Here is a 26,989-nt window from a genome sequence, read left to right as displayed (position 1 = left end):
GCTTACTTCTTGTCGCCGCCGGGGATCTTGCCTTCCACGCCCTTGACGTAGAAGTTCACGCCGCTCAGGAACTTGTCGTCGGCGACGGCGTCCTTGGCGACCACTTCCTTGCCGTCCTGGCCTACGATGGGGCCCTTCCAGATCTGGAAGCTGCCGTCGGCCAGGCCCTTCTTGATGGCTTCGACCTTGGTCTTGGTGTCGGCGGGCACGTCTTCGGCGATGGAAACGATGTCGATCGCTCCTTCCTTAACGCCCCACCAGCTCTGGCCCGTGGCCCACTTGCCTTCCAGCGCGTCCTTGGTGGCCTTGATGTAGTACGGGCCCCAGTTGATCACGGCCGATGCCAGGTGGGCCTTGGGGCCGTAGGCGGTCATGTCGCTGTCCCAGCCGAAGGCGCGCTTGCCCTTTTCCTGGGCGGTCTTGAGCACGGCGGGCGAGTCGGTGTTCTGGAACAGCACGTCGGCGCCGCCGTTGATCAGCGAGGTGGCGGCTTCGGTTTCCTTGGGCGGGCTGAACCATTCGTTGACCCACACCACCTTGGTCTTGATCTTGGGGTTGACCGACTGCGCACCCAGCGTGAAGCTGTTGATGTTGCGGATCACTTCAGGGATCGGCACCGAGCCCACCACGCCAAGCGTGTTGGTCTTGGTCATGGCACCGGCGATCACGCCGGCCATGTAGGCGCCTTCGTAGGTGCGGCTGTCGTAGGTGCGCACGTTGTCGGCGGTCTTGTAGCCGGTGGCGTGCTCGAACTTCACGTCCTTGAAGTCGGGGGCGATCTTCTGGATGGACTCCATGTAGCCGAAGGTGGTGCCGAAGATCAGCTTGTTGCCCTGGCCGGCCAGGTCGCGCAGCACGCGCTCGGCATCGGCCGATTCGGGCACGCTCTCGACGAAGCTGGTGACCACCTTGTCGCCGAATTCCTTCTCGATGGCCTTGCGGCCATTGTCATGGGCAAACGACCAGCCGCCGTCGCCCACGGGGCCGACATAGGCGAACGCGATCTTCAGTGGCTCGGGCTTGGGCGCGGGCGCAGAGGCCACGGGCGCCGGGGCGGGCGCAGGCGCCGCAGCGGCCGGCTCTTCCTTCTTGCCACAGCCCACCAGTGCGGCAGCGGCTACAGCGGAGAGCGCAGCCACCTTGAGCAGGGAGCGTTTCTGCAGATCAGTCATGTCGGTTCCTTTTGAAGAGAAGAAAGAAAGTGTTGCAACAGCGGGGGAACGAAAACAGCGATTATGGGGTGATCTACCGGGCGGTAACCAAAGGTTTTTGGGGGACATGCAGCCCGAAAGGCTTCAGCGCCCGGCAGGATGCAAGATCCAAGCCGAGCACGTGCCCCACGGGAAGGCATTCGTCCGTATTCACGAACCCGGGTAGAAAGGTTTGCCCAGCGAGGCGGGCATGTTGATGCGGATCCACGCCGGGTTGCGCGAAATCAGGGCCAGCACCACGATGGTGGCCACGTAGGGCAGCATGCTCAGCAACTGGCTGGCCACCTGCACGCCCGTGGCCTGCAGATGGAACTGCAGCATGGTCACGCCGCCGAACAGGTAGGCCCCGAGCAGCACGCGCGCCGGGCGCCAGGTGGCGAAGGTGGTCAGCGCCAGCGCGATCCAGCCGCGGCCAGCCACCATGCCCTCCACCCACAGCGGGGTGTAGACGGTGGAGATGTAGGCCCCCGACAGGCCGCACAGCGCGCCGCCGGCCACCACGGCCGCCAGGCGGATGCGGCGCACCGGGTAGCCCAGCGCGTGGGCCGACTCGGGCGACTCGCCCACCGAGCGCAGCACCAGTCCGGCGCGCGAGCGGTACAGGAACCAGATGAGGGCTGCCACCAGCACCATGGTGAGATAGACCACCGGGTGCTGCTGGAACAGCGCCGGCCCGAGCAGCGGCACCTCGGACAGACCGGGGATGGCGTACTTGGGCATCTCGGGCAGCTTGGCCTGCACGTAGCTGATGCCCAGGAAGGCCGAGAAGCCCACGCCGAACAGGCTGAGCGCCAGCCCCGTGGCGTACTGGTTGGTGTTGAGCCAGATCACCAGCACGCCGAAGATGGCGGCCAGCAAGGCCCCGGCGGCCATGCCGGCCGCGAAGCCCAGCCAGCTGTTGCCGGTGTGTACCACGGTGGCGAAGCCGGCGATGGCGGCGCACAGCATCATGCCCTCGGCGCCGAGGTTGACGATGCCGGCCTTCTCGTTGATCAACAGGCCCAGCGCCGCGATGGCCAGGACGGTGCCCGCACTCAGCGTGGCGCCTATGAGCAGTGCATAGGATTCCATATCAAGCTTCCTTCCTGACCGAGAGATTCACGCAGAGGCGGTGGTGGTGGTTCATGCCTTCACCCCTTTCGTGCCGACCCAGCGCACGCGATAGGCAATCAGCGTGTCGCAGGCCAGCAGCGTGAACAGCAGCAGGCCCTGGAACACGCCCGTGAGCGACTTGGGCAGGCCCATGCGCGACTGCGCCAGCTCGCCGCCGATATAGAACATGCTCATCAAAATCGCCGAGAGGATCATGCCCACCGGGTGCAGCCGCCCGACGAAGGCGACGATGATGGCCGCGAAGCCGTAGCCCGCCGGCACATAGGGCGTGAGCTGGCCGATGGGGCCGGCCACTTCGAGCGCGCCCGCCAGACCGGCAGCGCCGCCCGAGATCAGCAGCGCCACCCACAGCGCACGGCGCGACGAGAAGCCCGCGTAGCGCGCCGCCGCCGGCGCCAGCCCGCCCACCTGCTGGGCAAAGCCCGCGCGGGTGCGGAACAGAAACACCCACAGCGCGGCAGCACCGGCCAGGGCCAGCAGCAGGCCGATGGACATGCGCGAGCCCTGCATCAGGCGCGGGATCTGCGTCACGCGCTCGAAGGTCTTGGTTTGTGGAAAGTTGTAGCCCATGGGGTCCTTCCACGGGCCGTAGACCAGGTAGCCGAGCACCAGCGTGGCCACGTAGACCAGCATCAGGCTGACCAGGATCTCGCTGGCGTTGAACTTGTCGCGCAGCAGCGCCGTGAGCCCCGCCCAGGCCATGCCGCCGAGCACACCGGCCAGCAAAATGGCCGGCACGATCCAGGGCCCGGTGGTCTTCTCGGCCAGCAGCGCCACGCCGCCGGCCGCCACGGCGCCGATGACGAACTGGCCCTCGGCGCCGATGTTCCAGACGTTGGAGCGAAAGCACACGGCCAGGCCGAGCGCGATGAGCAGCAGCGGCGTGGCCTTGACCATCAACTCGCCGATGGCGTAGGGCGTCTTGATCGGCTCCCAGAAGAAGATCTGCAGCGCACGCACGGGGTCTTTGCCCAGCGCGGCGAACAGCACCACGCCGATCAGTACGGTAATGGCCAGCGCCAGCAGCGGCGAGCCGAAGGTCCACAGCCGCGAGGCCTGGGGGCGTGGTTCTAGCTTAAGCATGGTGGTGCTCCCCGCCAGCGGCCACTGCGGCCTGCGCTAGGTGACCCTGCACGTCGGCATGCCACAGCCCGCTCATCCACTCGCCGATGCGCTCCACGGTGGCCTCGGCGCGCGGCACCGAGGGCGATAGGTGGCCCTTGGCCACGACATGCAGGCGGTCGCAGATTTCAAACAATTCGTCCAGCTCCTCACTGACCACCAGCACGGCGCAACCGGCATCGCGCAGCGCCAGGATTTCGCCGCGGATCTGCGCGGCCGCGCCCACGTCCACACCCCAGGTGGGTTGCGAGACGATGAGCAGCCGGGGCTTGGCGTCGATCTCGCGGCCCACGATGAATTTCTGCAGGTTGCCGCCCGACAGCGACTTGGCGGCCGCATGCGGGCCACCGGCCTTGACGTGGAAGCGCTCGATGATGGCGCGCGCATGCGATTCGAGCGCACCCACCTTGATCCAGCCGCTGCCCGCCACCGAATTGGTGCGCGTGAGCAGCAGGTTGTGCGCCAGGCCCATGGTGGGCACGGCGCCGCGGCCCAGGCGCTCCTCGGGCACGAAATGCAGGCCCAGAGCGCGGCGGCGGCTCGGGCCCATGCGGCCGGCGTTCTGGCCGGACACCTGGATGCTGGCCGGCTCGGCGCGCTGGTCTTCACCCGACAGCGCGTAGAGCAATTCCTTCTGCCCGTTGCCGGAGACCCCGGCAATGCCGACCACCTCACCGGCCTTGACCTCGAAGGCCAGGTCCACCAGGTCCACGCCGAACTGGTCGGCGCGCGGCAGCGACAGGCCTTGCACGTTGAGCACGGTGGCGCCGGTCTGCACCTCGCGGTGTTCCAGCGCCGGCGGCTCGGCACCGATCATCAGGCGCGAGAGCGAGGCATTCGATTCCTCGGCCGGGTTGCACACGCCGGTGACCTTGCCGCCGCGCAGCACGGTGCAGGCGGTACACAGCGCCCGGATCTCGTGCAGCTTGTGGCTGATGTAGAGGATGCTGCAGCCCTCGGCCGCGAGCTTGCGCAGCACCACGAAGAGCTTTTCCACCGCCTGGGGCGTGAGCACCGAGGTGGGCTCATCGAGGATCAGCACCTTGGGGTTGGTGAGCAGCGCACGGATGATCTCCACGCGCTGCATTTCGCCCACGCTCAGCGTGTGCACGGGGCGCAGGGGGTCGATGTCAAGGCCGTACTCGGCCGCCTTGGCGGTGATGCGCTGAGTCACCTCGGCCAGGTCCTGGCTCTTGTCCAGGCCCAGCCAGACGTTCTCGGCCACGGTCAGCGTATCGAACAGGCTGAAGTGCTGGAACACCATGGCGATGCCCAGGGCCCGTGCCTCCTGCGGGTTGCGCACCTGCACGGCCTGGCCGTTGAAGTGCACGCTGCCTTCGTCGGGTTTGACCGAGCCGTAGATGATCTTCATCAGCGTGGACTTGCCCGCGCCGTTCTCGCCGAGCACGGCATGGATCTCACCGGGCTGCACCGTGAGGGAGACACCGTTGTTGGCCACCACTGCGGGATAGCGCTTGGTGATGCCCGTGAGCTGCAGCCGGGGCGCCAAGCCCGGGGCATTGGAAAGAGGTGGTGAACTCATGCGGTGGATTGTCTCTCAGTTTGGTGGGTCGTTATAGGGATAAAACTGCCTGCCATCGCTTGTTCAGCATGACCGTAAAGCTATTTTTTTCGTAGCGAGGCAGCCACCGCCTTCACGCAGTCGCGCAGCCACACGGCGGCGGCGGAATGGTGCGTGCGGGCATGCCACAGCTGGTAGTACATGAGGCGCGGAAACTCCACGGGGGCTGGCAGTATGGCCAGAGGCAGGTGGTCCACATAGCGCTCGCAGTACTGGCGCCCGGTGGTCAGCACAAGCAAGCTCGATGCCACGATGGGCGGTATGGCGCTGAAGTGCGCGCAGCGCGCGGTGATGTTGCGCGCCAGGCCCAGGCCGTCGAGGTGCACGTCGATCACGCCGCGCGCGCCGGGGTGGGTGGGCGTGGGGGCGATGTGCTCGGCGGCCAGCCAGCTCTCGGCGTCCCAGCCGCGGCGCACGGCGGGGTGGTCGCGGTTCACGAGACACACCACCTCATCGCCGAACAGGCGGCCCATGTGCAGGTCGTCCGGGGGCTGGGGCCAGTTGCCGATGACCACATCCACGTCGCCCTGCGCCAGGTGGGCGTGGTAGTGCGTGTCGCCCGACAGCGGCAGGATTTCGATGGGGCACATCGGCGCCTCGACCTTGATGCGCGCCACCAGCTGCGGCAGGAAGTAGGGGTCGAGGTAGTCGCTGGCGGCCACGCGGAAGGTGCGCGTGGCGGTGCGCGGATCGAAGCCGCGCGCATCGGAGAACAGGGCCTCGGCCGAGCGCAGAATGGCGCCTGCAGGCTCCACCATGCGCAGCGCCGCGTCGGTGGGCATCATGCTGGCACCCGAGCGCACCAGCAGCGGATCGCCCGCCAGGTCGCGCAGCCGCTTGAGCGCGGCCGACACCGCCGGCTGGTGCATGCCCAGGCGGACGGCGGCCCTCGATACGCTGCGTTCAGTCAACACGGTGTGCAAGACCCTTATGAGATGGAGGTCTATCTTGTCGAAAAGGGCGTGGTCTCGCATACAGGGGCCTGCATTCTTGTCATACGCCATCACGTATGCCGCTGCGCACGATGGATGCGCTGCGCCGCGCGGTGTGGGGAGTGGGGGCGTTTCGGGGTGGGCAAAAAGTGTCGGCGCACTGTACACCGCACAACCGCTGCGCCGTGCCCCTGGAAATCCCTGTGCAGGCCCGCAGGCCCGGGGTCAAGCCCCGCGCAATGCGGCTGCCGCCTCTGCGCGCAGCAGGCCGCCTTGCACGGCCACGGGTGGGCACGCCTGCGCCAGCAGATCGGCACACGGGGTGGCCAGTTGCGGCCCGCCCAGCGCCTGGGCGATGTCCTGCTGGCTTGCGGCATAGACCACGCGTGCGATGCCGGCCCAGAACATGGCACCGGCGCACATCGCACAGGGCTCACCGCTCGCGAACACGGTGGCGCCGCGCAGGGCCTCGGGGCCGAGCGCCGCAGAGGCCTCGCGCACCAGCACCATTTCGGCGTGGCCGGTGCAGTCGCGCGTGGTGTTCTGGTTGTTGCGGGCGGTATGGAGCACCTGCCCTTCGGGCGAAGCCAGTGTGGCGCCGAAGGGGTTGTCGCCCGAAGCCAACGCCTGGCGCGAGGCCTCGATGGCCAGGCGCATGGCGGCGTGGTCCTGCTCACGGAAAGCGGTCGGACTCATATCTCGTCGATCGCGGTGGTGCGCGCCTGCGCTGGGGTGTCCGCACCGATGGCGAAGCGCTCGCCGGTCTTCACGTAGAAGCTGGCGCCAAAGCGCCCCACGGGATGGAAGTCCTGCAGGCGCACGCGCCAGCGTTCGGTGTCCACCAGGCCTTCGCGCACGCCCAGCCACTGTACGCGGCCGATGAAGACGTAGCGGCTGGCGGTCTCCAGCGTTTCGTGCAGCACGCACTCGAAGGCCACGGGTGCCTCGGCGATGCGCGGCGGCGCCACGCTGCGCGAGGGCACGGGTGTGAGGCCGGCGTGCACAAGTTCGCTCTGGTGTGGCGGCAGGCTGTCGCCGCAGGCGTGCATCTGCGCAGCCATGGCCTCGTCGGTGATGTGCACCACGAACTCGCCGGTGCGCAGGATGTTGGCCGCCGTGTCCTTGAGCAGGCCGTCCTTCAGGCGGTTGATGCTGACCATGACCACCGGCGGGTCCTCGCCCAGCATGTTGAACATGCTGAACGGCGCGGCATTCACCGTGCCGTCCTCGCCCAGCGTGGTGATCAGCGCGATGGGGCGCGGCACGATCAGGCTGGCCATGAGCTTGTAGCGCTGGTAGGCGTCTATCTTCGAAAAGTCGATGTCCATGGCCAAGAAAAAAATCGTATACGAAATTTTAACCAATTTATCAAATCAACGCTCATCCATCCAAGAGACGTATACGATTTTCACAAGATCGGCGGCATGCCCTCGTCCGGCAGGCGCAGCCGGGCCTCCAGCGCCAGCAGGTGGCGGTCCATGGCGGCGGCGGCGGCGCTGCCATCGCGCAGGGCAAGGTGCTCCACGAGTTGCTCATGCTCTGCATGCTCGCAGGTGGATTCCCCGGGCGCCTCGTACAGCGCCACGATGAGCGAGCAGCGCGTCATCAGTTCGGTCAGGATGCGCTGCAGCTCGGCATTGCCCGACAGTTCCGCCAGCGCCAGGTGAAAGCCCCCCGCCAGCGCCACCCAGCGCGCATGGTCCTGCTGGTGCAGGGCCTCGTGCTCGGCGCGCATGCGCTGCTTGAGGCGCTGCAGCTCGCCGTGCGTGATGCGCGCAGCCACCATGCGCACGATGCCGGCCTCGACCACGCGGCGCGCGGCGAAGATGTCGCGCGTTTCCTTCGGGCCGGGGCGGGCCACCGTCGCGCCCTTGTTGGGCACGATGTCCAGGATGCGCAGCTCGGCCAGCCGGTGCAGGGCCTGGCGCACCACCGTGCGGCTCACGCCAAAGCGCTCGCACAGCGCGGGCTCGCCCAGGCGCTCGCCGGGGCGCAGCCGGCCGTGCATGACGGCGTCGAGCACGGCCTCGTACACCGGCTGGTCCAGCGTGGCGGCGGGTGGACGGGAAGGCGTTGCGGCGGGCATGGGCAGAAAGGGGGCGCGGTGGCGTGCGACGGTGGAAAGCTGCAATGGTGCGGTGTGCGCGCCAGTGTAGCCAGCCGCCACGGTGCCAGGGCAGCCGACCGGCGCCCACGGGGTGTGGGGCAGCGGCCTTTTTTTGCCCCCGGTGGGCGCGCAGTCATAGCGCGACAGGCATCCTCGTTATACGCTCTGGCATATGCGGTCTGTTGCAGGCGCGCATACGCTCTGGTTCTGACCGATTTGCCCGTTTTTGAGCACCCCACGCATGACGATGACCCCCCGACCTCTCCGCTTCATCCGCCGCGGCCAGCCTGCGGCGCTGCACGACGTACCGCCCGACCGCACCTTGCTGGAAGTGCTGCGCGAGGACCTGGGCTGCACGGGCACCAAGGAAGGCTGCGGCGAGGGCGACTGCGGAGCCTGCACGGTGGTGCTGGGTGAAGAGCGCAATGGCAAGCTGCACTACAGCGCCGTGAACAGCTGCATCCGCCTGGCCCACTCGGTGGACGGCATGGCACTGTGGACGGTAGAAGACCTGGCCGAGGACCCGCTGATCCGCCCCGCCGGCCCGGCCGCGCCGGTGGAAAAGCCCATCACCCTGCACCCCGCGCAGGAGGCCATGGTGCAGTGCCACGGCTCGCAGTGCGGCTTTTGCACGCCGGGCTTCGTGATGAGCCTGTTCGGCATGTACCAGAACCATGTGTGCCAGGGCCAGCCCATCACGCGCGAGCTGGCGCAGGAGGAACTCTCGGGCAACCTGTGCCGCTGCACGGGCTACCGCCCCATCCTCGACGCGGCCCAGCAGATGGCCGCCCTGCCCCCCGTGGCCGTGGACGAAGCGCAGTTGCTGCGCCAGCTGGCACTGCTGCAGCCGCCTGCGGCGGACGGCACGGCCTACCTGGCCCCGACCACCCTGCCCGCCCTGCTCGCCGCACGCGCTGCGCACCCCGGTGCCCAGGTGGTGGCCGGCTGCACCGACGTAGGCCTGTGGGTCACCAAGATGCACAAGCAGTACGCGCAGATCCTGGACGTGACGCGCACTGCCGAGCTGCTGCAGCTCGATGAAGACACGCAACGCATCACCATCGGCGCAGCGGTATCGCTGACCGATGCCTTTGCCGCCCTCACCCGCCAGTGGCCGCAGCTGCACACCTTTGCCACGCGCTTCGCGGGCCTGCCGGTGCGCAACTCGGGCACGCTGGGCGGCAACGTGGCCAATGGCTCGCCCATCGGCGACTCCATGCCGCTGCTGATCGCCCTGCGCGCCCAGATCGTGCTGGCCAGCACGCGCGGCGAGCGCACGCTGGCGCTGGAAGACCTGTACACCGGCTACCGCCAGAACGTGATGGCGCCCGACGAGTTGCTGGTGCGCATCGTGGTGCCTCGCCCGGGCGTGACTGAGGCCTTGAGGGCCTACAAGATATCGAAGCGCTTCGACGACGACATCTCGGCCGTGTGCCTGGTGATGAATCTCGACATCGAGGCCGGCGTGGTGCGCCGAGCCAGCATCGGCGCGGGCGGCGTGGCCGCCACCCCGGCGCGCGCGCGGCAGACCGAAGCCGCCCTCACCGGCCAGCCCTGGAGCGCCGAGACGGTGAAGCACGCCGCCGCTGCCCTGCAGGCCGAGTTCAGCCCCATCTCCGACATGCGTGCCAGCGGCGCCTACCGGCGCACCGTGCTGGGCAGCCTGCTGCAGCGCTTCTGGCTCGAAAGCCAGGGCCAGGACGCGGTGAGCGTGGAAAACTTCCGGATGGAGGCCAGCGTATGAACCAGCGTGACCCCTCTCCCGTGAGCCGCGACGCGGTGGACGACCCGGTGGTGGTGCAGGCCGATGCGCACGCCGACCAGCCCGTGGCGGCTCCCCTGGCGCCCACGCCCCCCGCAACCCTGCGGGCCATGGGCCATTCGCACATCCATGAAAGCGCACGCGCCCAGGTGGCCGGTGCAGCCCACTACATCGACGACCTGCCCGAGATCAAGGGCACGCTGTACGCCTCGCCCATCCTCTCCACCGTGGCCCACGGACGCCTGAACGGCGTGGACGCGAGCGCCGCCCTGGCCCTGCCCGGCGTGCGCGGCGTGGTGCTGTCGGCCGACGTGCCGGGCGACAAAATGCTGGCCGCCTTTGCGCACGACGAGCCGGTGTTTGCCATGGACACGGTGCAGCACATCGGCCAGGTCATCGGCCTGGTGGTGGCCGACACGGTGATGCAGGCGCGCCGCGCCGTGCGCGCCGTGAAGCTCGACATCACGCCGCTGCCGGCCGTGCTTACGGTGCAGGACGCGCTGGCGGCCGAAAGCTATGTGCTGCCCCCGGTGTTCGTGCGCCGGGGCGATGCGGCGGCCGGCCTGGCCGGCTCAGAACACCGCCTGCAAGGCACCTTCGACGTCGGTGGGCAGGAGCACTTCTACCTCGAAGGCCAGATCGCCTACGCCATGCCGCTGGAGCAGAAGCAGTGGTGGGTCTATTCGAGCACCCAGCACCCGGGCGAGGTGCAGCACTGGGTGGCGCATGCCCTGGGCATCGACAACCACGCGGTGCGCGTGGAGTGCCGGCGCATGGGCGGGGGCTTTGGCGGCAAGGAGACGCAGGCCGGGCACCTGGCCGTGTGGGCCGCCGTGGCCGCAAACAAGCTGGGCCGCCCCATCAAGCTGCGCCTGGACCGGGACGAGGACTTCATGGTCACCGGCAAGCGCCACCCGTTCGCCTACCGCTACGACGTGGGCTTTGACGGCACGGGCCGCATCACCGGGCTGAACCTGCACATGGCGGCCAACTGCGGCTTCTCGGCCGACCTGTCGGGCCCCGTGGCCGACCGCGCCGTGTTCCACAGCGACAACGCCTACTACCTGAGCGACGTGGAGATCGCCTCCTACCGCTGCAAGACCAACACCCAGAGCCACACGGCGTTCCGCGGCTTCGGCGGCCCGCAGGGCGTGATCGTGATCGAGGCCATCCTGGGCGACATCGCGCGCGCCCTGGGTCTGGACGCGCAGGACGTGCGCCTGCGCAACCTCTACGGCCGCGACGCGAGCGAAGCCCGCAACGTCACCCACTACCAGATGACCGTGGAGGACAACATCCTGCACGAGCTCATGCCCCAGCTGGAGCGCGACGCCAACTACCGCCAGCGGCAGGCAGCGATTGCGGCATGGAACGCCACCAACCCGGTGCTCAAGCGCGGGCTGGCGATCACGCCGGTCAAGTTCGGCATCAGCTTCACGGCCACCCTGTTCAACCAGGCTGGCGCGCTGGTACACGTGTACACCGACGGCAGCGTGCAGGTGAACCACGGCGGCACCGAAATGGGCCAGGGCCTGCACACCAAGGTGGCGCAGATCGTGGCCGACGAGCTGGGCGTGCCGCTGCAGCGCGTGCTGGTGACGGCCAGCGACACCAGCAAGGTGCCCAACGCCAGTGCCACCGCAGCTTCGAGCGGCACCGACCTGAACGGCCGCGCGGCCCAGTTCGCCGCGCGCCATGTGCGCGACAACCTGGCGGCCTATGTCTGCGGGCTCGATGGCTGCGGCGCGGGCGCCATCCAGTTCGCGGGCGGGCAGGTGATCTCGCCCAAGAAGGTGCGCGCCTTCGACGACGTGGTTAAGGAGGCCTACGCCAACCGCATCCAGCTGTGGAGCGACGGCTTCTACCGCACGCCCAAGATCCACTACGACAAGACCACGCTCACGGGCCGGCCGTTCTACTACTTCTCGTACGGCGCGGCCTGCACCGAGGTGGTGATCGACACGCTGACCGGCGAGAGCCGCGTGATCGCCGTGGACATATTGCACGACGTGGGCCACAGCATCAACCCGGCCATCGACATCGGGCAGATCGAGGGCGGCTTCGTGCAGGGCATGGGCTGGCTCACCACCGAACAGCTGGTGTGGAACGACAAGGGCTACCTGGCCACGCACGCCCCCAGCACCTACAAGATCCCGGCCACGGGCGACATCCCGGCGCATTTCCGCGTGAACCTGTGGCCCGAGGCCAACCGCGAGGACAACGTGGGCGGCAGCAAGGCCGTGGGCGAACCGCCCTTCATGCTGGCCATCAGCGTCTACGAGGCGCTGCGCAATGCCGTGGCGGCTGCGCGCGGCGCGGGCGATGACGACCGCGCGCCGGTGCAGCTGACCGCGCCCGCCACGGCCGAGAACGTGCTGCGCGCGCTCGGAAAGCTCAGCGGCTGAGGGGTATCAATACGGTCCCAGGGCCATCCGGCCCGATGAGGTCATGTCGCGCGCATGCCTGGTTTCGACCCGGTTGCGTCCGGCGCGCTTGGCGTCGTAGCAGGCCATGTCGGCTGCATTCAGCACCGAGGCCACGTCGTGCAGGTGGGCGTCGAGCACCACCAGGCCGATGCTCACACCCAGTGTGAAGCTGCGCCCCTGGTAGGACGGCTCCCAGGCCTGCACCGTGGCGCGCAGCTGTTCGGCCACGGCCTGGCCGCGCGCCAGCGGGCAGCCGGGCAGCACCACGGCGAACTCGTCGCCGCCCAGGCGCGCAGACCAGCCCACCTGGCGCACCTGGGTCTCGATGAGCCGGGCCACGTGGCGCAGCACGTCGTCGCCCGCATCGTGGCCCGCCACGTCGTTGACCAGCGTGAAATGGTCAAGGTCCAGGAACAGCATCACCCCGTCGTCGGGTGCATCGTCCACCGCCGTGCCCGCCGCACCGGTGGCTCGCGTGCGTGCCGAGCGCTCGGCCAGCAGCAGGGCCAGTCGGTGGTCGAAGGCCGAGCGGTTGTGCAACTGGGTCAGGGCATCGTGCGTGAGCTCCCAGGCCTGCTGGTACTGGGCCTCGCGCGCGGCGGTGATGTCCTCCAGCATCCACACGGTACCTCCGCCGAGGGCCTCCGAATTCACCTTGCGGCCCTGCACGCGCGCCCAGACGGGGCTGCCGTCCTTGCGCACGAAGCACACGTCCCCATCGAAGGTGCCATGCGCCGCGAAGGCCGACTGCACGCGCTCACCCAGGCGGGCATAGTCGGCGTCAGAGCCATACAGCGTGCGTGCCGGCCGGCCCTGCAGTTCACCCTCGGCGTAGCCCAGGGTCAGGCAGGCCTGCCGCCCCACCACTTCGAGCACGCCATGGCGCGTGATGACAATGCCCACCGAGGCGTTCTCCAGGATGGCCTGGAACTGCCCGTGCAGCAGCGCGTGCAGGTGGTCCTGCTGGCGCCTTTGCTGCGCCAGCCCGTCGAACACCCGCACCAGCGCGCCCACCTCGCCCCTGCCACCGGGCCACTCGATGGCGCCCCGAGCATCGTGGCGCAGCAGTTGCTGCGCGCCCCGGCACAGCTGGGCCAGGGGCTGTGCCATCCAGGCCATGGCCGTGGCCAGCAGCAGCACGCCCAGGGCAATCACGGCAGCGGCCAGCCACCACGCATCGCGCTGGGCTCCCTGCAACGGCGCCAGCAGCGCCTGCGAATTGCTGACCCGGGCCACGAACCACTGCGGCAGCGGCATGCCGGCCACGCTCACGATGTGGTCGGGCTGCACCTCGGTGACACCGCGCCCGACCACGGGCTGCGCGCGGCGCAGCCACTCGGCGAACACGGGGGCCAGGCCCGGCTCGTCACGCACCTGGCCCATGATGCGCGCGGGGTCGGTGTGCGAGAGGATGGTGCCGTCGCGGGTGAAGACCACCAGGCGCGAGTCATCGCGCGCCGGCAGCGCCATGGACTGCGGCAGCAGGCCCTGCGACTGCAGCCTGAGCGCCCCGGCCACCACACCCAGCACGGCGCCCTCTTCGCTGTGCAGCGGCAGCGTGAACAGGATGCGCGCATTGCTGGTGCGCCCGGCAATCAGCTCAGACACCTGGGGTTTGCCATCGATCAGCGTGCGGCGCAGGGCATCGCGCTCCGCCGGGTCCAGATCGGCGGCCTTGATCAACTGGCCTCCACGGATGTTGAGTCGGAGCTCGCCATCCTTGCGGGCCACCTGCAGCGCGTCGAAAAAGCCCACCGCAGGCAGGCCCTGCTGCAGCAGCCAGTCCAGCGACGACGGTGATTCGAGCATGGCCGGGGTAATGCCTTGTGCCACCGTGCGCAGCACCTTCTGGCTCTGCTCGATCTTGCTGGCCAAGAGCCGCGCCACCACCTCCACCTCGTCGGTCTGCTGGCCGACCACGCGGCGCATGGCCTCCTGGCCTGCGGCACGCGAGACCAGCCACACCGACGCCGCGCTCGCCAGCACCACCACCAGCGCGGCCACCGCCATCAGCCGCAGCACCAGGGAGCCCGGCAGGCTCAAGGCCGGCTCTTGCGCAGCAGCGACGGGGTTCGCGGGTGGCGTCATGCGCTGTCCCGGTGAGGAGGGCTGCAGGTGCGGACGATGAGGGAGGCGGGCATGGGAACTGTGGGAAACAACAGGGCTTCCAACGAATATACGCAGCACCCGCCCACAGGGGCTTGGGTGGAACCCTCACATGCCCCCAAGGAAAAACCCTAGTGGTGGTGCTCCCCCTGAGGCGCTTCGCGCCTTCATCCCTCTCGCCAGTTTCATGCGCTGCGGGCTGCCCGCACCGCTGCCTGCCCGCAGAAGGCTGGTCGTACCGGCTCAGCCGCCTGCGACCGACTGCAGCGCCATCGGCTGGGGCAGCCTGAGCACGTTGCCGGTGCCGGCCACCAGGCCGTGCTCGCGCAAGTGGCGCATCACGCGCGAGAAGGTCTCGGGGGCGATGCCCAGTTGGGCGGCGATGAGCCGCTTGCGCTGGTGCAGCGTCACGCTCATGGCGCCGCCCGTGTCCGGCTCGGCGTTCTGCAGCAGCCACTGCGCGCAGCGCGCCTGGGCGTCCTGCGCGAGGCGGCTCACCGCCAGGCCCGACTGCTGCAGGTAGCCCGTGGCCATGTCGCGCAACAGGGCCTGCGCGGCAGGCGGCAGCGCTTCGCAGTGGCTGCGAAACACCTCCACCGGCAGATGGCGCAGTTGCACCTGGGTCTGCGCCACCATGTCCACCGCGCAGGGCTCCCCCAGCAGCGCCGAGGCGGCGTCAAGCCAGAACGGCGCCTCCACCACACCCAGTTGGTGGCGCATCTGGCCGCGCTCGCACACCCCCAGCAGCACACGCCCGCGCTCCAGGTGCACGGCGGTGTCCAACGTCTGGTGGCGGTGACGCAGCACGTCACCGGCCGCAGCGACCTGGAACTGTGCAGGCAGGGAAAGAAGCGAAGAGGGCAGCATGGCCCGAACTGTGCCGCGCCGGGGCAGCGGGCACATTGAGCAAGATCAAACCAGCGCCATGCACGCGGCCTGCCAGGCCCGGAAAGACCCCGCACAAGGTGACGGGGCAATCCGTCCGGCTTCTGTAAGCAGTTGTGCACAGAAGACGTCTCAGCGGCGGCCCACGGTCTGGGCTGCCTGGCTGACTACAGCACCAGGATGGCCCGGAAGTCGTTCACATTGGTGTGCGTGGGCCCGGTGACCAGCAGGTCACCCAGGGCCGCGAAGTAGCCCCAGGCGTCGTTGCGCTGCAGGGCGTCTTCGATGTCGGCACCCGCCGTGTGGGCGCGGTGCAAGGTGTCGGGTACCACGAAGGCGCCCGCGTTGTTCTCCACGCCGTCGATGCCGTCGGTATCGGCAGCCAGCGCCCAGACCGACGGCTCCCCCTGCAGCGCCTTGGCCAGCCCCAGGCAGAACTCCCCGGCGCGGCCGCCGCGACCACGCGGGGCATCGGGCGCGCGCGGGCGCACCGTGACCGTGGTTTCGCCACCCGAGAGGATGACGCAGGGCTTCGTGAACGGCTGGCCCCGGCGCGCCACCGAGCGCGCCATGGCCGCATGCACCTTGCCCACGTCGCGCGACTCGCCTTCGATCTCGTCCGAGAGAATGACGGCGTCCACGCCCGCCGCGCGCGCCGCTGCGGCTGCTGCCTCCAGCGCCTGCCAGGGCGTGGCCACCAGGTGCACGGCATGGCCTTCGAACACGGCGTCGCCGGGCTTGGGGGTTTCCAGCGCACCGTCGCGCAGGGCCTGCAGGGTCTGGTGCGGCACCTCGATGCCGTAGCGCACCAGGATGGCCAGCGCATCGGCGCAGGTCGTGGCGTCGGGCACGGTGGGGCCGCTGGCGATGACCGAAGGGTCGTCGCCCGGCACGTCGCTGATGGTCAGCGTGACCACGCGCGCCGGCCCGCAGGCCGCCGCCAGCCGCCCGCCCTTGATGCGCGAGAGGTGCTTGCGCACGCAGTTCATCTCGGCGATGTCGGCCCCGCTCTCCAGCAGCGCGCGGTTGATGCGCTGCTTGTCATCGAGCGTCAGGCCCTCGCCCGGCAGGGTCAGCAGCGAAGAGCCCCCGCCCGAGATCAGGCACAGCACCAGGTCGTCGGCGGTCAGGCCCTCGGTCAGCGCCAGCAGGCGCTGTGCGGCCGCCTCGCCGGCGGCGTCGGGCACGGGGTGCGCGGCCTCGACCACCTCAATGCGCTGCACCAGGCCTTCGGGCCGGGGCGGGATGTGCCCGTAGCGCGTGACCACCAGGCCCGACAGCGGCGCGTCGTTCGGCCACAGGGCTTCGAGCGCCTGGGCCATGGCGCCACCGGCCTTGCCGCCCCCCAGCACCAGGGTGCGGCTACGCGGGGGCGCGGGCAGCCAGGCGCGCATGCCGTGCAGGGGCTGGGCGCTGCGCACGGCAACGTCGAACAGGCCCCGCAGAAAGCCGCGGGGATCGGTGTGAAAGTCAGGCAACAGACCGGGTTGGGGAAGAGAGATATCGGGCATGGTGCACATTGTGCGTGGCCTCGGGCGGGCCGGTGTAAACCTGGGGCCGCTGTAACACAACTGTCACACCCGCCCGGTATGGTGAACCCCCTAGAAGTGACAAATTGCAACCATGGCGCATCCCAAGCAAGAACGTCTCGACCGCATGCTCGCGCTGCTGTCGCCCGCCGCACGGCTGGGGTCGGGACCGCTGGCGCGGCTGATGCGCGATGGCGGCCTGTACTGCGTGTTCCAGCCGCTCGGGGACCTGCGCGAGGGCAGCATCTTCGCCCATGAGGCCCTGATCCGCGGCCCCGAGGGCTCGGCCCTGCACACGCCCGACGTGCTGCTGGACCTGGCGCGGCGCGAGGGCCTGCTGCTGGATTTCGAGCTGGTGTGCGTTTTCACGGCGCTGCGCGACTGGGGCGACCATGGTGCGCCCGGCCGTCTGTTCGTGAACATCAGCGCCGATGCGCTGGTGCATGCGGTGGCCCTGTGCGGCGAGCGCCGCCTGGGCGAGGCGGTGCGCGGCTTCGGCGTGAGCGCACGCATGCTGGTGTTCGAGATCACCGAGCACGAGCGCGTTACCGACATGCCCGCGCTGCGCGAAGCCATCCGCGAGGTGCATGCCTGCGGCGCACGCCTGGCGCTCGACGATTTTGGCGACGGCCGCTCCAGCCTGCGCCTGTGGTCCGAGGTCAAGCCCGACTTCGTGAAGATCGACCGCTATTTCATCCACGACATCAGCGAGCACCCCGAGAACCTGCAGATGCTGCAGGCCATCAAAGGCATTGCCGACGTTTTCGGCACCACGCTGATCGCCGAGGGCATCGAAACGCGCGACGACCTGCGCGCCCTGCGCGACCTGGCCATCCCCTACGGCCAGGGCTGGGTGCTGGGGCGCCCGGCGCGCACCCCGCGCGAGGCCATCGACGGCCCGGCGCTCGACGTGCTGCAGGACCGGCGCGTCGCCGTGCTGCCGCACCTGGGCCAGACGGCGCGCCCGGGCATTCTGCGCAGCCTGATGGTGGTGCAGGCTCCCACTGTGACACCGGCCACCAGCAACGACGAGGTGGCCGCCCTGCTGCAGGAGCGCGTGGACCTGCATGCGCTGGCCGTGGTGGACGGCACGCGCCCCGTGGCGTTGATCAACCGCCAGCAGTTCATGAACCACTACGCCACGCTGTACTTTCGCGAAGTGCATGGCCGCAAACCCTGCATCGTCTTTGCCAACAGCACGCCGCGCGTGGTGGAGCTCGACTGCGACGTGGACCAGCTCGTGGGCATCCTCACCTCGCAGGACCAGCGCTACCTGAGCGACGGCTACATCGTCACCGACAACGGCCGCTACGTGGGCCTGGGCACCGGCGACCAACTGGTGCGCGCGGTGACCGAGACCCGCATCGAGGCCGCGCGCCATGCCAACCCGCTGACCTTTCTGCCCGGCAACATCCCCATCAGCATGCACATGCAGCGCCTGCTGGAGAGCGGCACCGAGTTCGTGGCCTGCTATGCCGACCTGAACAACTTCAAGCCCTTCAACGACCACTACGGCTACTGGCGCGGCGACCAGATGATCCGCCTGGTGGCGCGCCTGGCCACCACGCACTGCGACGCGCGCCGTGACTTCGTGGGCCATGTGGGGGGCGATGATTTCATGCTCATCTTCCAGAGCAGCAACTGGCTGCAGCGCTGCAAGAACATCGTGGACGAGTTCGCGCGCGAGGCACTCACCCTGTTCGACGACGGCGCGCGCGCCATGGGCGGCATCCATTCGGAAGACCGCCACGGCGTGCGCCGCTTCTTTCCCTGCACCACGCTGGCCATCGGCGCCGTGCGCATACAGCCCGGCACCTACCGCCATGCCGAAGAAGTAGCCAACCTGGCCGCCGTGGCCAAGCACGAGGCCAAGCTGGCATCCACCGGCGTGGTGCTGCACGGCGGCGAGCTGCCTGGGCCGCCGCACAACGCCCTGCGCGCTCTGCAAAGCGTTCTGGCGGCCTGAACTCAGCGCAGCATCAGGGCACTTTCGCGCCGTCCTGGAACCAGCGCCCGATCAGCGCGCGCTCGGCGTCGGTCATCTGCGTGGCATTGTTCATGGGCATGAGCTTTTGCACCACGGCCTGCTGGTAGACCGCCTGGGCGTGCTGCTTGACGAGGGCCGGTGAATCCAGACGCATGTTCTTCATCTGCACCTGGGCGCCATGGCACAGGTAGCAGCGTTGTTCGAGCACCGTCTGCACGGCGGCGAAGTCGCCGCCCGCGCCGGCCGCAGCGGGTGCTGCTGCTGCCGCAGCAGGCGCAGCCTGGGAGGCCGTGGAAGCACTGGTGGCCGCAGGCGCTGCAACCACCACCGGCTTGGCGACAGCCACAGGCGCTGGTACCGGTGCGGGCCGCATCCAGACAATGGCGCCCACCAAGGCCACCACGCCCACCAGCGCATAGGGCAGCGGGTTCGGGTTGCGGCCGAGCTTGTAGCCATGGCGCATCACGAAGAACTGGCGGATGGCGGCGCCCGCGAACATCATGATGATCAGCACCAGCCAGTTCTGCGGGTGGCTCCAGGTGAAGCTGTAGTGGTTGCTCAGCATCGCAAAGATCACCGGCAGCGTGAAGTAGGTGTTGTGCACGCTGCGCTGCTTGCCGCGCTTGCCGTGGATCGGGTCCACGTTCTGGCCGGTGCGGATCTGGCGCACCACGGTGCGCTGGCCAGGGATGATCCAGAAAAACACGTTGGCGCTCATCGAGGTGGCGATCATCGCGCCCACCAGCAAAAAGGCCGCGCGCCCGGCGAACAGGTGGCAGGCAAGCCACGAGGCGATGCACACCAGCACCAGCACCAGGCCGCCCACGATGGCGTCGCCGTTTTTCTTTTGCCCGAAGATGCGGCAGATGCCGTCGTACAGCAGCCAGAACACGACCAGGAAGGCCAGCGCCGCGCCGATGGCTGCGGGCGGCGCCCAGTCCATGCGCGACTTGTCGATCAGATAAGTGCCCGCGCTCCACAGGTAGGACACGGTGAACAGCGCGAAGCCGCTGAGCCAGGTGCTGTAGCTTTCCCAATAGAACCAATGCAGGTGCCTGGGCAGTTCGGGCGGAGAGACGGCGAACTTGACCGGGTGGTAGAACCCGCCGCCGTGCACGGCCCAGAGCTCGCCGCTCACGCCCTGCTTCTTCAAATCCTCGTCTTCGGGCGGCGTGAGGCTGCTGTCCAGAAAGACGAAGTAGAACGACGAGCCAACCCAGGCGATGGCGGTTATGACGTGGACCCAGCGCAGCAGCAGGTTGGCCCAGTCGAGAAGGTAGTTTTCCATATTTTCTCAACCTTGGCGGTGTGGGGGGAACACACCGCTGTACAACCTGCTCACCACTGCGGGCGCTCTGAGCAGAAGATGGGGTCGCGCACCTTGGCAATGTCTGCCGGGGCACCGCTGCGACCCAAAGGCCCCGAACCACGCCAAAACGGCCGGTTCGGATCCTGTGTGAAAGTGTATGCAGGAATTGTTCCCGATTCCAGTCCTGTCGCCGGCCTTTCAGGCCTGTGAATACCCTTGCAGCGGATTTGCGACAACCTGGGCTGCGGCAACCGACTGCAACAGCTGTGCCGCCACGGCCACGGCAATCACCTCGGGCTCCTTGCCGGGGATGCCCGGAACGCCGATGGGGCAGGTCACATGCGCCAGCTCGCCCGGGCTGAAGCCCCGCGCCGTGAGCCGGCTGGTGAAGGTGGCCCACTTGGTCTTGCTGCCGATGAGGCCGATGAAGGGCAGGTCGCCGCGCTCGCGCTGGCGCTTGAGGCACGCGGCCACCACGTCCAGGTCTTCGGCATGGCTGAAGCTCATGATGAGCACGCGCGAGCCGGGTGCCAGCGCGGGCACGGCCATCTGCACGGGCTCGGAATGCTCGCAGTGCACATTGAGGGGCAGTGTGTCCGGAAAAATCCCGTCGCGGCTGTCGATCCAGGTCAGCGCAAAGGGCAGCGGCGCCAGCGTGCGGGCCAGGGAGTGGCCCACATGGCCGCCGCCGAACAAGGCCACGGGGTACAGGTCGGCCGTCAGGCGCCGAGCCAGAGCGGGCGCGTCCTGCGCGGCCGCGCATTCGAATTCGAGGTACACCACGCCACCGCAGCACTGGCCGAGCGCCGGGCCCAGTGCAAAGCGCATCGGTGCCAAGTCGTTCGCGGCGCCAGGGTCCGCCAGGCGGCGGCGCGCCTCGGCAATGGCCTGGTGCTCCAGGTGGCCGCCGCCGATGGTGCCCACCAACCTGTCTGCGAACACGGCCATCCACGCGCCCGATTCACGCGGCACGGAGCCTTGGGTAGACTCCACTGTCACCAGACACGCCGGTTCGGCTGCAAGGCCTTCCAGCAACAAACGCAAGTTCTCCACTGCCGCCGTCCTTTCGTTACACCACCAGCCCACCATGCCCGATACTCCGCCCAATCACCGCCCCGGCAAAGGCCGCCACTGGCTGCTGGCGGGCATCATGGCCGCTGTTGGCGCCCTGGTCGCTGCCTGCAAGTCTGCGCCCGAATCCGCACCCGCACCAGCCACGCCAGAGAGCCGCCCTCCCACCAGTACCGATATCCAGGGCGTCAAGGGCCCTGTGCCGGCCACCGCGGGCTCGGCCCGCCCGTCGGCGGCGGCCACGCCCCGCGCCTACCGGCAGGACGGCGCCACCCACCTCTACGGCCTGAACGCCGAGCGCATCTTCAAGGGCAAGCTGCAACCCCAGTTGTACGCCATCGGCGTGATCGAGGTGGACATCGACCGCACCGGCAAGGTCACGCGGGTGAACTGGCTGCGCGCCCCGCGCCATGCGCCCGAAGTGGTCAAGGAGATCGAGCGCACCATCCGTGCCGCAGCCCCCTTCCCGGTGCCCACCCGCATGGGCAAGGTGACTTACACCGAAACCTGGCTGTGGGACAAGAGCGGCAAGTTCCAACTCGATACCCTCACCGAAGGCCAGCTCTGATTCCCACTGAGGATCAGGAACCCCGGTACGTGGAATAACTCCACGGGCTCACCAGCAGCGGCACGTGGTAATGCTGGTCTTCGTGCGCAATGCCGAAGTCCAGGCTCACCTGGTTCAAAAAATTCGGCTCGGGTAGCTGCACGCCCTTGGCTTTGAAGTAACCCGCCACGTCAAAGCGCAGCCGGTAGGTGCCGGCGCGCAGGCTGGCGTTGTCGAACAGCGGCGCATCGGTGCGGCCGTCGTGGTTGAGCACCAGGCGCTGCAGCAGCGTGGCGGCGTCGCCATGGGTGGAATACAGGGCCACTTCCATGCCGGCGGCGGGGCAGCCGTGCATCGTGTCCAGAACATGTGTGCTCAAGCCCATAGGGAATCTCCTGAAGGATGGAGGCCGTAAAAGTGCGACCTGTAGACTAAAAGTGTATACACTTTTGGCCAATCCTCCTATCATGTCGCCATGGAATCTTCATCCACCAGTGCCATCGTCGAGGCGTTGACCCGCGCCATCGTTGAACACCGCCTGCAGCCGGGCACCAAGCTCGCCGAGCAGAAGCTTGCCGACCATTTTGGCGTATCGCGCACGCTGGTTCGCCAGGCGCTGTTCCAGATGGCGCAGAACAAGCTCGTCACGCTGGAGCCCGCGCGCGGCGCCTTCGTCTCCACCCCCTCGGTCGAAGAGGCGCGCCAGGTGTTCGCCGTGCGCCGCATGCTGGAGACCGAGATGACCCGCGCCTTCGTGCGCAGCGTCACGCCCGCCAAGATCAAGGCCCTGCGCGCCCACGTGGCCAGCGAGAAGGCGGCCATGGGCACGGCCGATGCCAGCAGCCGCACCGAGCTGCTGGGCGACTTCCACGTGCGCATGGCCGAGCTCATGGGCAACGAGGTGCTTGCCCACCTGCTGGGCGACCTGATCTCGCGCTGCGCGCTGATCACGCTGATGTACCAGTCGGCCAGCGCCGCCGAGCATTCGCACGAAGAGCATGGCGAGATCGTGACGGCCCTGGCCGCGCGCAACGAAGACCATGCCGTGGCCCTCATGCAGTCGCACCTCGAACATGTCGAGGCCAGCCTGACCTTCGACCGCAAGCGCCCCGCCAGCGACCTGGCCATGGCGCTCGCCCCCGTGACCGCTTCGCAAGTCCACTGACACCATGATCTACGACGCCACCCAACCCTACCCCCGCGACCTCGTCGGCTACGGCCGCAACCCGCCCCATGCGCAGTGGCCCGGCCAGGCACGCATTGCCGTGCAGTTCGTGCTCAACTACGAAGAGGGCGGCGAAAACGCCACCCTGCATGGCGACGCTGGCTCCGAGCAGTTCCTGTCGGAAATGTTCAACCCCGCCAGCTACCCCGAGCGGCACATGAGCATGGAGGGCATCTACGAATACGGCTCGCGTGCCGGCGTGTGGCGCATCCTTCGCGAGTTTGAAAAACGCAATCTGCCGCTCACCGTGTTTGGTGTGTCGAGCGCGCTGCAGCGCCACCCCGAGCTGACCCAGGCCTTCGTGCAGGCCGGCCACGAGATCGCCTGCCACGGCCTCAAGTGGATCCACTACCAGCACATCCCCGAAGAGGTGGAGCGCGCCCACATGGCCGAGGCCATGGCCATCATCGAGCGCATGACCGGCCAGCGCGCCACCGGCTGGTACACCGGCCGCGACAGCCCCAACACCCACCGCCTGGTGGCCGACTTCGGCGGCTTCGAGTACGACAGCGACTACTACGGCGACGACCTGCCCTTCTGGATGAAGGTGCAGCGCAGCGACGGCAGCGTGGCGCCGCAGCTCATCGTGCCCTACACGCTGGACTGCAACGACATGCGCTTTGCCCTGCCCCAGGGTTTCTCGCATGCCGACCCGTTCTACCAGTACCTCAAGGACACCTTCGACGCGCTGTACGCCGAAGGCGACCCCGATGGCGACAACGCGCCCAAGATGATGAGCATCGGCATGCACTGCCGCCTGCTCGGCCGCCCTGGCCGCATCACGGCGCTGCAGCGCTTTCTGGACCACATCGCCCAGCACGACAAGGTGTGGGTGGCGCGCCGCGTGGACATCGCGCGGCACTGGGCCCAGGTGCACCCCTTCAACGACACCGCCGCCGTCGCCGGCAGCAACAGCAAGGCCTGACCACCATGGCACTCACCCTTGACCAACTCAACGCCGCCACCCCGGCCGATGCCCTGCAGTGGCTGGACGGCGTGTACGAGCACTCGCCCTGGATCGCAGAGCAGGCGCTGGCCCAGCGGCCCTTCCGCTCGCTGGCGCACCTGCGCCATGCGCTGGCCCACGCCGTGCGCACCGCGCCGCAGGCTGCGCAGCTGGCGCTGATACGCGCCCACCCCGAGCTCGCGGGCAAGGCCATGGTGGCCAACAGCCTCACGGCCGAGTCGACCAACGAGCAGAGCAAGGCGGGCCTGGCCCAGTGCACGCCCGAAGAGTTCGCGCGCATCCAGCAGCTCAATGCGGACTACAACACGCGCTTCGGCTTCCCCTTCATCCTGGCAGTGCGCGGGCCGCGCGGCGCGGGCCTGCCACGGCAGGAGATCATCGCCACCTTTGCGCGCCGGCTCGACAACCACCCCGACTTCGAGCTGGCCGAGGCGCTGCGCAACATCCACCGTATCGCCGAGATCCGCCTGAACGACAAGTTCGGCGCCGAGCCCGTGCTGGGCAACGACGTGTGGGACTGGCAGGAGACCCTGGCCCAGCACTCCGACCCCGGCTTTGCCGAAAAGGGTCAGCTCACCGTCACCTACCTCACCGACGCACACCGCGCCTGCGCCCAGCGCATCAGCCACTGGATGCGCGATTGCGGTTTCGACGAGGTCGAGATCGACGCCGTGGGCAACGTGGTGGGCCGCTACCACCCGGCCGCCGGTGCAGCGCAAGGCAAGTACCTGATGACCGGCTCGCACTACGACACGGTGCGCAACGGCGGCAAGTACGACGGGCGCCTGGGCATCTTCGTGCCCATGGCCTGCGTGCGCGAGCTGCACCGCGTCGGCAAGCGCCTGCCCTTCGGCATCGAGGTCATCGGCTTTGCCGAGGAGGAAGGCCAGCGCTACAAGGCCACCTTCCTGGGCTCGGGCGCGCTGATCGGCCACTTCAACCCCGCCTGGCTGGACCAGAAGGACGCCGACGGCGTGACCATGCGCGCCGCCATGGAGCATGCCGGCCTGTGCATAGACGACATCCCCAAGCTGCAGCGCGACGCCGCGCAGTACCTGGGCTTCATCGAGGTGCACATCGAGCAGGGCCCGGTGCTCAACGAGCTGGACCTGCCCCTGGGAGTGGTCACCTCCATCAACGGCGGCGTGCGCTACATCGGCGAGATGATCGGCATGGCCAGCCACGCCGGCACCACCCCCATGGACCGCCGCCGCGACGCCGCCGTGGCCGTGGCCGAGCTGGCCCTGTACATCGAGCAGCGCGCCGCCAAGGACGGCGACTCGGTGGGCACCATCGGCCTGCTGAACGTGCCCGGCGGCTCCATCAACGTGGTGCCGGGCCGCTGCCAGTTCAGCCTGGACCTGCGCGCCCCCACCGACCCGCAGCGCGATGCGCTGGTGAAAGACGTGCTCGACCAGCTGGGCCAGATCGCCGCGCGCCGCGGCATGCGCTACACGCTGGAAGAATCGATGCGCGCCGCCGCCGCCCCCAGCGCCGCCGCCTGGCAGCACCGCTGGGAACGCGCCGTGGACGCCCTGGGCGTGCCCGTGTTCCGCATGCCCAGCGGCGCCGGGCATGATGCGATGAAGCTGCACGAGATCATGCCGCAGGCCATGCTCTTCGTGCGCGGGCTCAACGCCGGCATCAGCCACAACCCGCTCGAATCCACCACCAACAACGACATGCAGCTGGCCGTGGACGCCTTCACGCATGTCCTGAACCAGATCGCCGAGGAAACCCCCGCATGACCGCCACCACCGCTCCACTGACCTCCACCTACAGCGCCCTGGATGCGTGGATCGACCAGCACTTCGACGAGGAGGTGCACTTCATGCAGGCGCTGGTGCGCGTGCCCACCGACACGCCGCCCGGCAACAACGCGCCCCACGCCGAGCGCACGGCCGAGCTGCTCAAGGACTTTGGCTATGAGGCCGAGAAGCACGCCGTGCCCGCCGCCGACGTGCAGGCCTACGGCATGGAGTCCATCACCAACCTGATCGTGCGCCGCAAGTTCGGCAGCAGTGACAGCAAGGGCCCCACCATCGCCCTGAACGCCCACGGCGACGTGGTGCCCCCCGGCGAAGGCTGGACGCACGACCCCTACGGCGCCGAGATCGTGGACGGCAAGATGTACGGCCGCGCCACCGCCGTGAGCAAGAGCGACTTCGCCAGCTTCACCTTTGCGCTGCGCGCTCTGGAGGCCGTGGCCAAGCCCAGCCATGGCGCGGTGGAACTGCATTTCACCTACGACGAAGAGTTTGGCGGCGAACTCGGCCCCGGCTGGCTGCTGCAGAAGGGCCTGACCAAGCCCGACCTGATGATCGCGGCCGGCTTCTCGTACGAGGTGGTCACCGCCCACAACGGCTGCCTGCAGATGGAAGTGACGGTGCACGGCAAGATGGCCCATGCCGCCGTGCCCCACACCGGCGTGGACGCACTGCAGGGCGCCGTGCACATTCTGAACGCGCTGTACGCGCAGAACCAGGAGTATCTGAAGGTCACCTCCAACGTGGCCGGCATCAAGCACCCCTACCTCAACGTGGGCCGCATCGAGGGTGGCACCAACACCAACGTGGTACCCGGCAAGGTCACGTTCAAGCTCGACCGCCGCATGATCCCCGAAGAGAACCCGGCGGAGGTGGAAGCCAACATCCGCCGCGTGATCGAGCAGGCCGCCAGCGAGCGCACCGGCATCTCGGTGGACATCCGCCGCCTGCTGCTGGCCAACGCCATGACGCCGCTGGCCGGCAACAAGCCGCTGGTCGATGCCATCCAGAAGCACGCGCAAGAGCTGCTGGGCGAGCCCGTGCCCGCCCTGGGCACCCCCCTTTACACCGACGTGCGCCTGTACGTGGAGCGCGGCATCCCCGGCGTGATTTACGGCGCCGGCCCGCGCACCGTGCTCGAATCGCATGCCAAGCGCGCCGACGAGCGCCTGGACCTGGAAGACCTGCGCCGTGCGACCAAGGTGATTGCGCGCACGCTCAAAGACCTGCTTTCCTGAGCCACCGATACCCGCCTTGCATGGCGTGAGTATCTGATTGGCATAAGCCAGTACAGGCGCGCCATGCGTGCCAGTCCTACACTTGCTGCGGGCGCATTCCACAA

22 protein-coding genes are annotated in these 26,989 nt (G+C 68.6%); 8 read left to right on the top strand and 14 right to left on the bottom strand.

Annotated elements, in window-relative coordinates:
- Window positions 1–2 precede the first annotated feature (2 nt).
- The 8 genes from QYL93_RS05900 to QYL93_RS05865 form a co-directional block, all read right to left on the bottom strand.
- Window positions 3–1,172, bottom strand: coding sequence for a BMP family ABC transporter substrate-binding protein (locus QYL93_RS05900; protein WP_305742767.1), 1,170 nt, complete (start codon window positions 1,170–1,172; stop codon window positions 3–5).
- 189 nt (window positions 1,173–1,361) lie between these two features.
- Window positions 1,362–2,282: an ABC transporter permease gene (locus tag QYL93_RS05895; RefSeq protein ID WP_305742766.1), complete on the bottom strand. Its 921-nt coding sequence runs from the start codon at window positions 2,280–2,282 to the stop codon at window positions 1,362–1,364.
- A gap of 51 nt (window positions 2,283–2,333) precedes the next feature.
- On the bottom strand, window positions 2,334–3,407 hold the full coding sequence (locus QYL93_RS05890) for an ABC transporter permease (protein ID WP_305742765.1): 1,074 nt from the start codon (window positions 3,405–3,407) through the stop codon (window positions 2,334–2,336).
- Window positions 3,400–4,989, bottom strand: coding sequence for an ABC transporter ATP-binding protein (locus QYL93_RS05885; RefSeq protein WP_305742764.1), 1,590 nt, complete (start codon window positions 4,987–4,989; stop codon window positions 3,400–3,402). Before QYL93_RS05885 ends, QYL93_RS05890 begins: the two co-directional genes overlap by 8 nt.
- A gap of 80 nt (window positions 4,990–5,069) precedes the next feature.
- On the bottom strand, window positions 5,070–6,002 hold the full coding sequence (locus tag QYL93_RS05880) for a LysR family transcriptional regulator (RefSeq protein WP_305742763.1): 933 nt from the start codon (window positions 6,000–6,002) through the stop codon (window positions 5,070–5,072).
- Between the two features lie 183 nt (window positions 6,003–6,185).
- Window positions 6,186–6,656 (bottom strand): nucleoside deaminase, encoded by a 471-nt coding sequence (locus QYL93_RS05875; protein WP_305742762.1) that lies wholly within the window; start codon window positions 6,654–6,656, stop codon window positions 6,186–6,188.
- A complete protein-coding gene (locus tag QYL93_RS05870; RefSeq protein ID WP_305742761.1) occupies window positions 6,653–7,288 on the bottom strand; it encodes a flavin reductase family protein in 636 nt (211 codons plus the stop codon). Before QYL93_RS05870 ends, QYL93_RS05875 begins: the two co-directional genes overlap by 4 nt.
- A gap of 80 nt (window positions 7,289–7,368) precedes the next feature.
- On the bottom strand, window positions 7,369–8,046 hold the full coding sequence (locus QYL93_RS05865) for a GntR family transcriptional regulator (RefSeq protein ID WP_305742760.1): 678 nt from the start codon (window positions 8,044–8,046) through the stop codon (window positions 7,369–7,371).
- Between the two features lie 268 nt (window positions 8,047–8,314).
- Here QYL93_RS05865 and xdhA point away from each other — a divergent pair, with 268 nt between their 5' ends.
- Both xdhA and xdhB read left to right on the top strand, forming a co-directional pair.
- Window positions 8,315–9,811, top strand: a complete 1,497-nt coding sequence (xdhA, locus tag QYL93_RS05860) for a xanthine dehydrogenase small subunit (protein WP_370876943.1) — start codon at window positions 8,315–8,317, stop codon at window positions 9,809–9,811.
- Complete coding sequence (gene xdhB / locus QYL93_RS05855) at window positions 9,808–12,234, top strand: xanthine dehydrogenase molybdopterin binding subunit (protein WP_305742758.1); 2,427 nt, start codon at window positions 9,808–9,810, stop codon at window positions 12,232–12,234. The genes xdhA and xdhB overlap by 4 nt, the downstream gene beginning before the upstream one ends.
- 6 nt (window positions 12,235–12,240) lie before the next feature.
- Here xdhB and QYL93_RS05850 read toward each other — a convergent pair whose 3' ends face one another.
- The 3 genes from QYL93_RS05850 to QYL93_RS05840 all read right to left on the bottom strand — a co-directional run bounded on the left by QYL93_RS05850 (window position 12,241) and on the right by QYL93_RS05840 (window position 16,757).
- Complete coding sequence (locus QYL93_RS05850; protein ID WP_305742757.1) at window positions 12,241–14,343, bottom strand: diguanylate cyclase domain-containing protein; 2,103 nt, start codon at window positions 14,341–14,343, stop codon at window positions 12,241–12,243.
- A gap of 261 nt (window positions 14,344–14,604) precedes the next feature.
- Entirely contained in the window at window positions 14,605–15,228 is a 624-nt protein-coding gene (locus tag QYL93_RS05845) for a Crp/Fnr family transcriptional regulator (protein ID WP_305742756.1), read from the bottom strand.
- A 185-nt stretch (window positions 15,229–15,413) separates the two neighbouring features.
- Window positions 15,414–16,757 carry a glycerate kinase gene (locus QYL93_RS05840; protein WP_305742755.1) on the bottom strand — a complete coding sequence of 448 codons (1,344 nt, stop codon included), beginning with the start codon at window positions 16,755–16,757 and terminating at the stop codon, window positions 15,414–15,416.
- Window positions 16,758–16,869: 112 nt separating this feature from the next.
- Between QYL93_RS05840 and QYL93_RS05835 the strand changes: the two genes are divergently transcribed.
- On the top strand, window positions 16,870–18,741 hold the full coding sequence (locus tag QYL93_RS05835) for a phosphodiesterase (RefSeq protein ID WP_057201424.1): 1,872 nt from the start codon (window positions 16,870–16,872) through the stop codon (window positions 18,739–18,741).
- A 13-nt stretch (window positions 18,742–18,754) separates the two neighbouring features.
- Here the strand turns inward: QYL93_RS05835 and QYL93_RS05830 are convergent, their stop codons facing one another.
- On the bottom strand, window positions 18,755–20,050 hold the full coding sequence (locus tag QYL93_RS05830; RefSeq protein WP_305742754.1) for a urate hydroxylase PuuD: 1,296 nt from the start codon (window positions 20,048–20,050) through the stop codon (window positions 18,755–18,757).
- Window positions 20,051–20,269: 219 nt separating this feature from the next.
- Window positions 20,270–21,160 (bottom strand): xanthine dehydrogenase accessory protein XdhC, encoded by an 891-nt coding sequence (gene xdhC, locus QYL93_RS05825; RefSeq protein WP_305742753.1) that lies wholly within the window; start codon window positions 21,158–21,160, stop codon window positions 20,270–20,272.
- Here xdhC and QYL93_RS05820 point away from each other — a divergent pair.
- Entirely contained in the window at window positions 21,159–21,710 is a 552-nt protein-coding gene (locus QYL93_RS05820) for a hypothetical protein (RefSeq protein WP_370876942.1), read from the top strand. The two genes, xdhC and QYL93_RS05820, sit on opposite strands and share 2 nt — an antisense overlap.
- A 13-nt stretch (window positions 21,711–21,723) precedes the next feature.
- Here the strand turns inward: QYL93_RS05820 and uraH are convergent, their stop codons facing one another.
- A complete protein-coding gene (uraH, locus tag QYL93_RS05815) occupies window positions 21,724–22,074 on the bottom strand; it encodes a hydroxyisourate hydrolase (protein WP_305742752.1) in 351 nt (116 codons plus the stop codon).
- 90 nt (window positions 22,075–22,164) lie between these two features.
- Between uraH and QYL93_RS05810 the strand changes: the two genes are divergently transcribed.
- From QYL93_RS05810 to QYL93_RS05795, 4 genes are read left to right on the top strand one after another with little or no spacing between them, the layout of a single operon-like run.
- Entirely contained in the window at window positions 22,165–22,854 is a 690-nt protein-coding gene (locus QYL93_RS05810) for a GntR family transcriptional regulator (protein ID WP_057201428.1), read from the top strand.
- A 4-nt stretch (window positions 22,855–22,858) separates the two neighbouring features.
- A complete protein-coding gene (gene puuE, locus QYL93_RS05805) occupies window positions 22,859–23,839 on the top strand; it encodes an allantoinase PuuE (RefSeq protein ID WP_305742751.1) in 981 nt (326 codons plus the stop codon).
- A gap of 5 nt (window positions 23,840–23,844) precedes the next feature.
- Window positions 23,845–25,629 carry a 2-oxo-4-hydroxy-4-carboxy-5-ureidoimidazoline decarboxylase gene (gene uraD / locus QYL93_RS05800; RefSeq protein ID WP_305742750.1) on the top strand — a complete coding sequence of 595 codons (1,785 nt, stop codon included), beginning with the start codon at window positions 23,845–23,847 and terminating at the stop codon, window positions 25,627–25,629.
- Complete coding sequence (locus tag QYL93_RS05795) at window positions 25,626–26,885, top strand: ArgE/DapE family deacylase (protein WP_305742749.1); 1,260 nt, start codon at window positions 25,626–25,628, stop codon at window positions 26,883–26,885. Before uraD ends, QYL93_RS05795 begins: the two co-directional genes overlap by 4 nt.
- Window positions 26,886–26,989 lie beyond the last annotated feature (104 nt).

The sequence above is a fragment of the Acidovorax sp. A1169 genome (genome assembly GCF_030704685.1).
Taxonomy (GTDB): Bacteria; Pseudomonadota; Gammaproteobacteria; order Burkholderiales; family Burkholderiaceae_C; genus Acidovorax.
The sequence above is the reverse complement of the archived record's forward strand: the minus strand, read 5'-3'. Positions and strand labels throughout refer to the sequence as shown.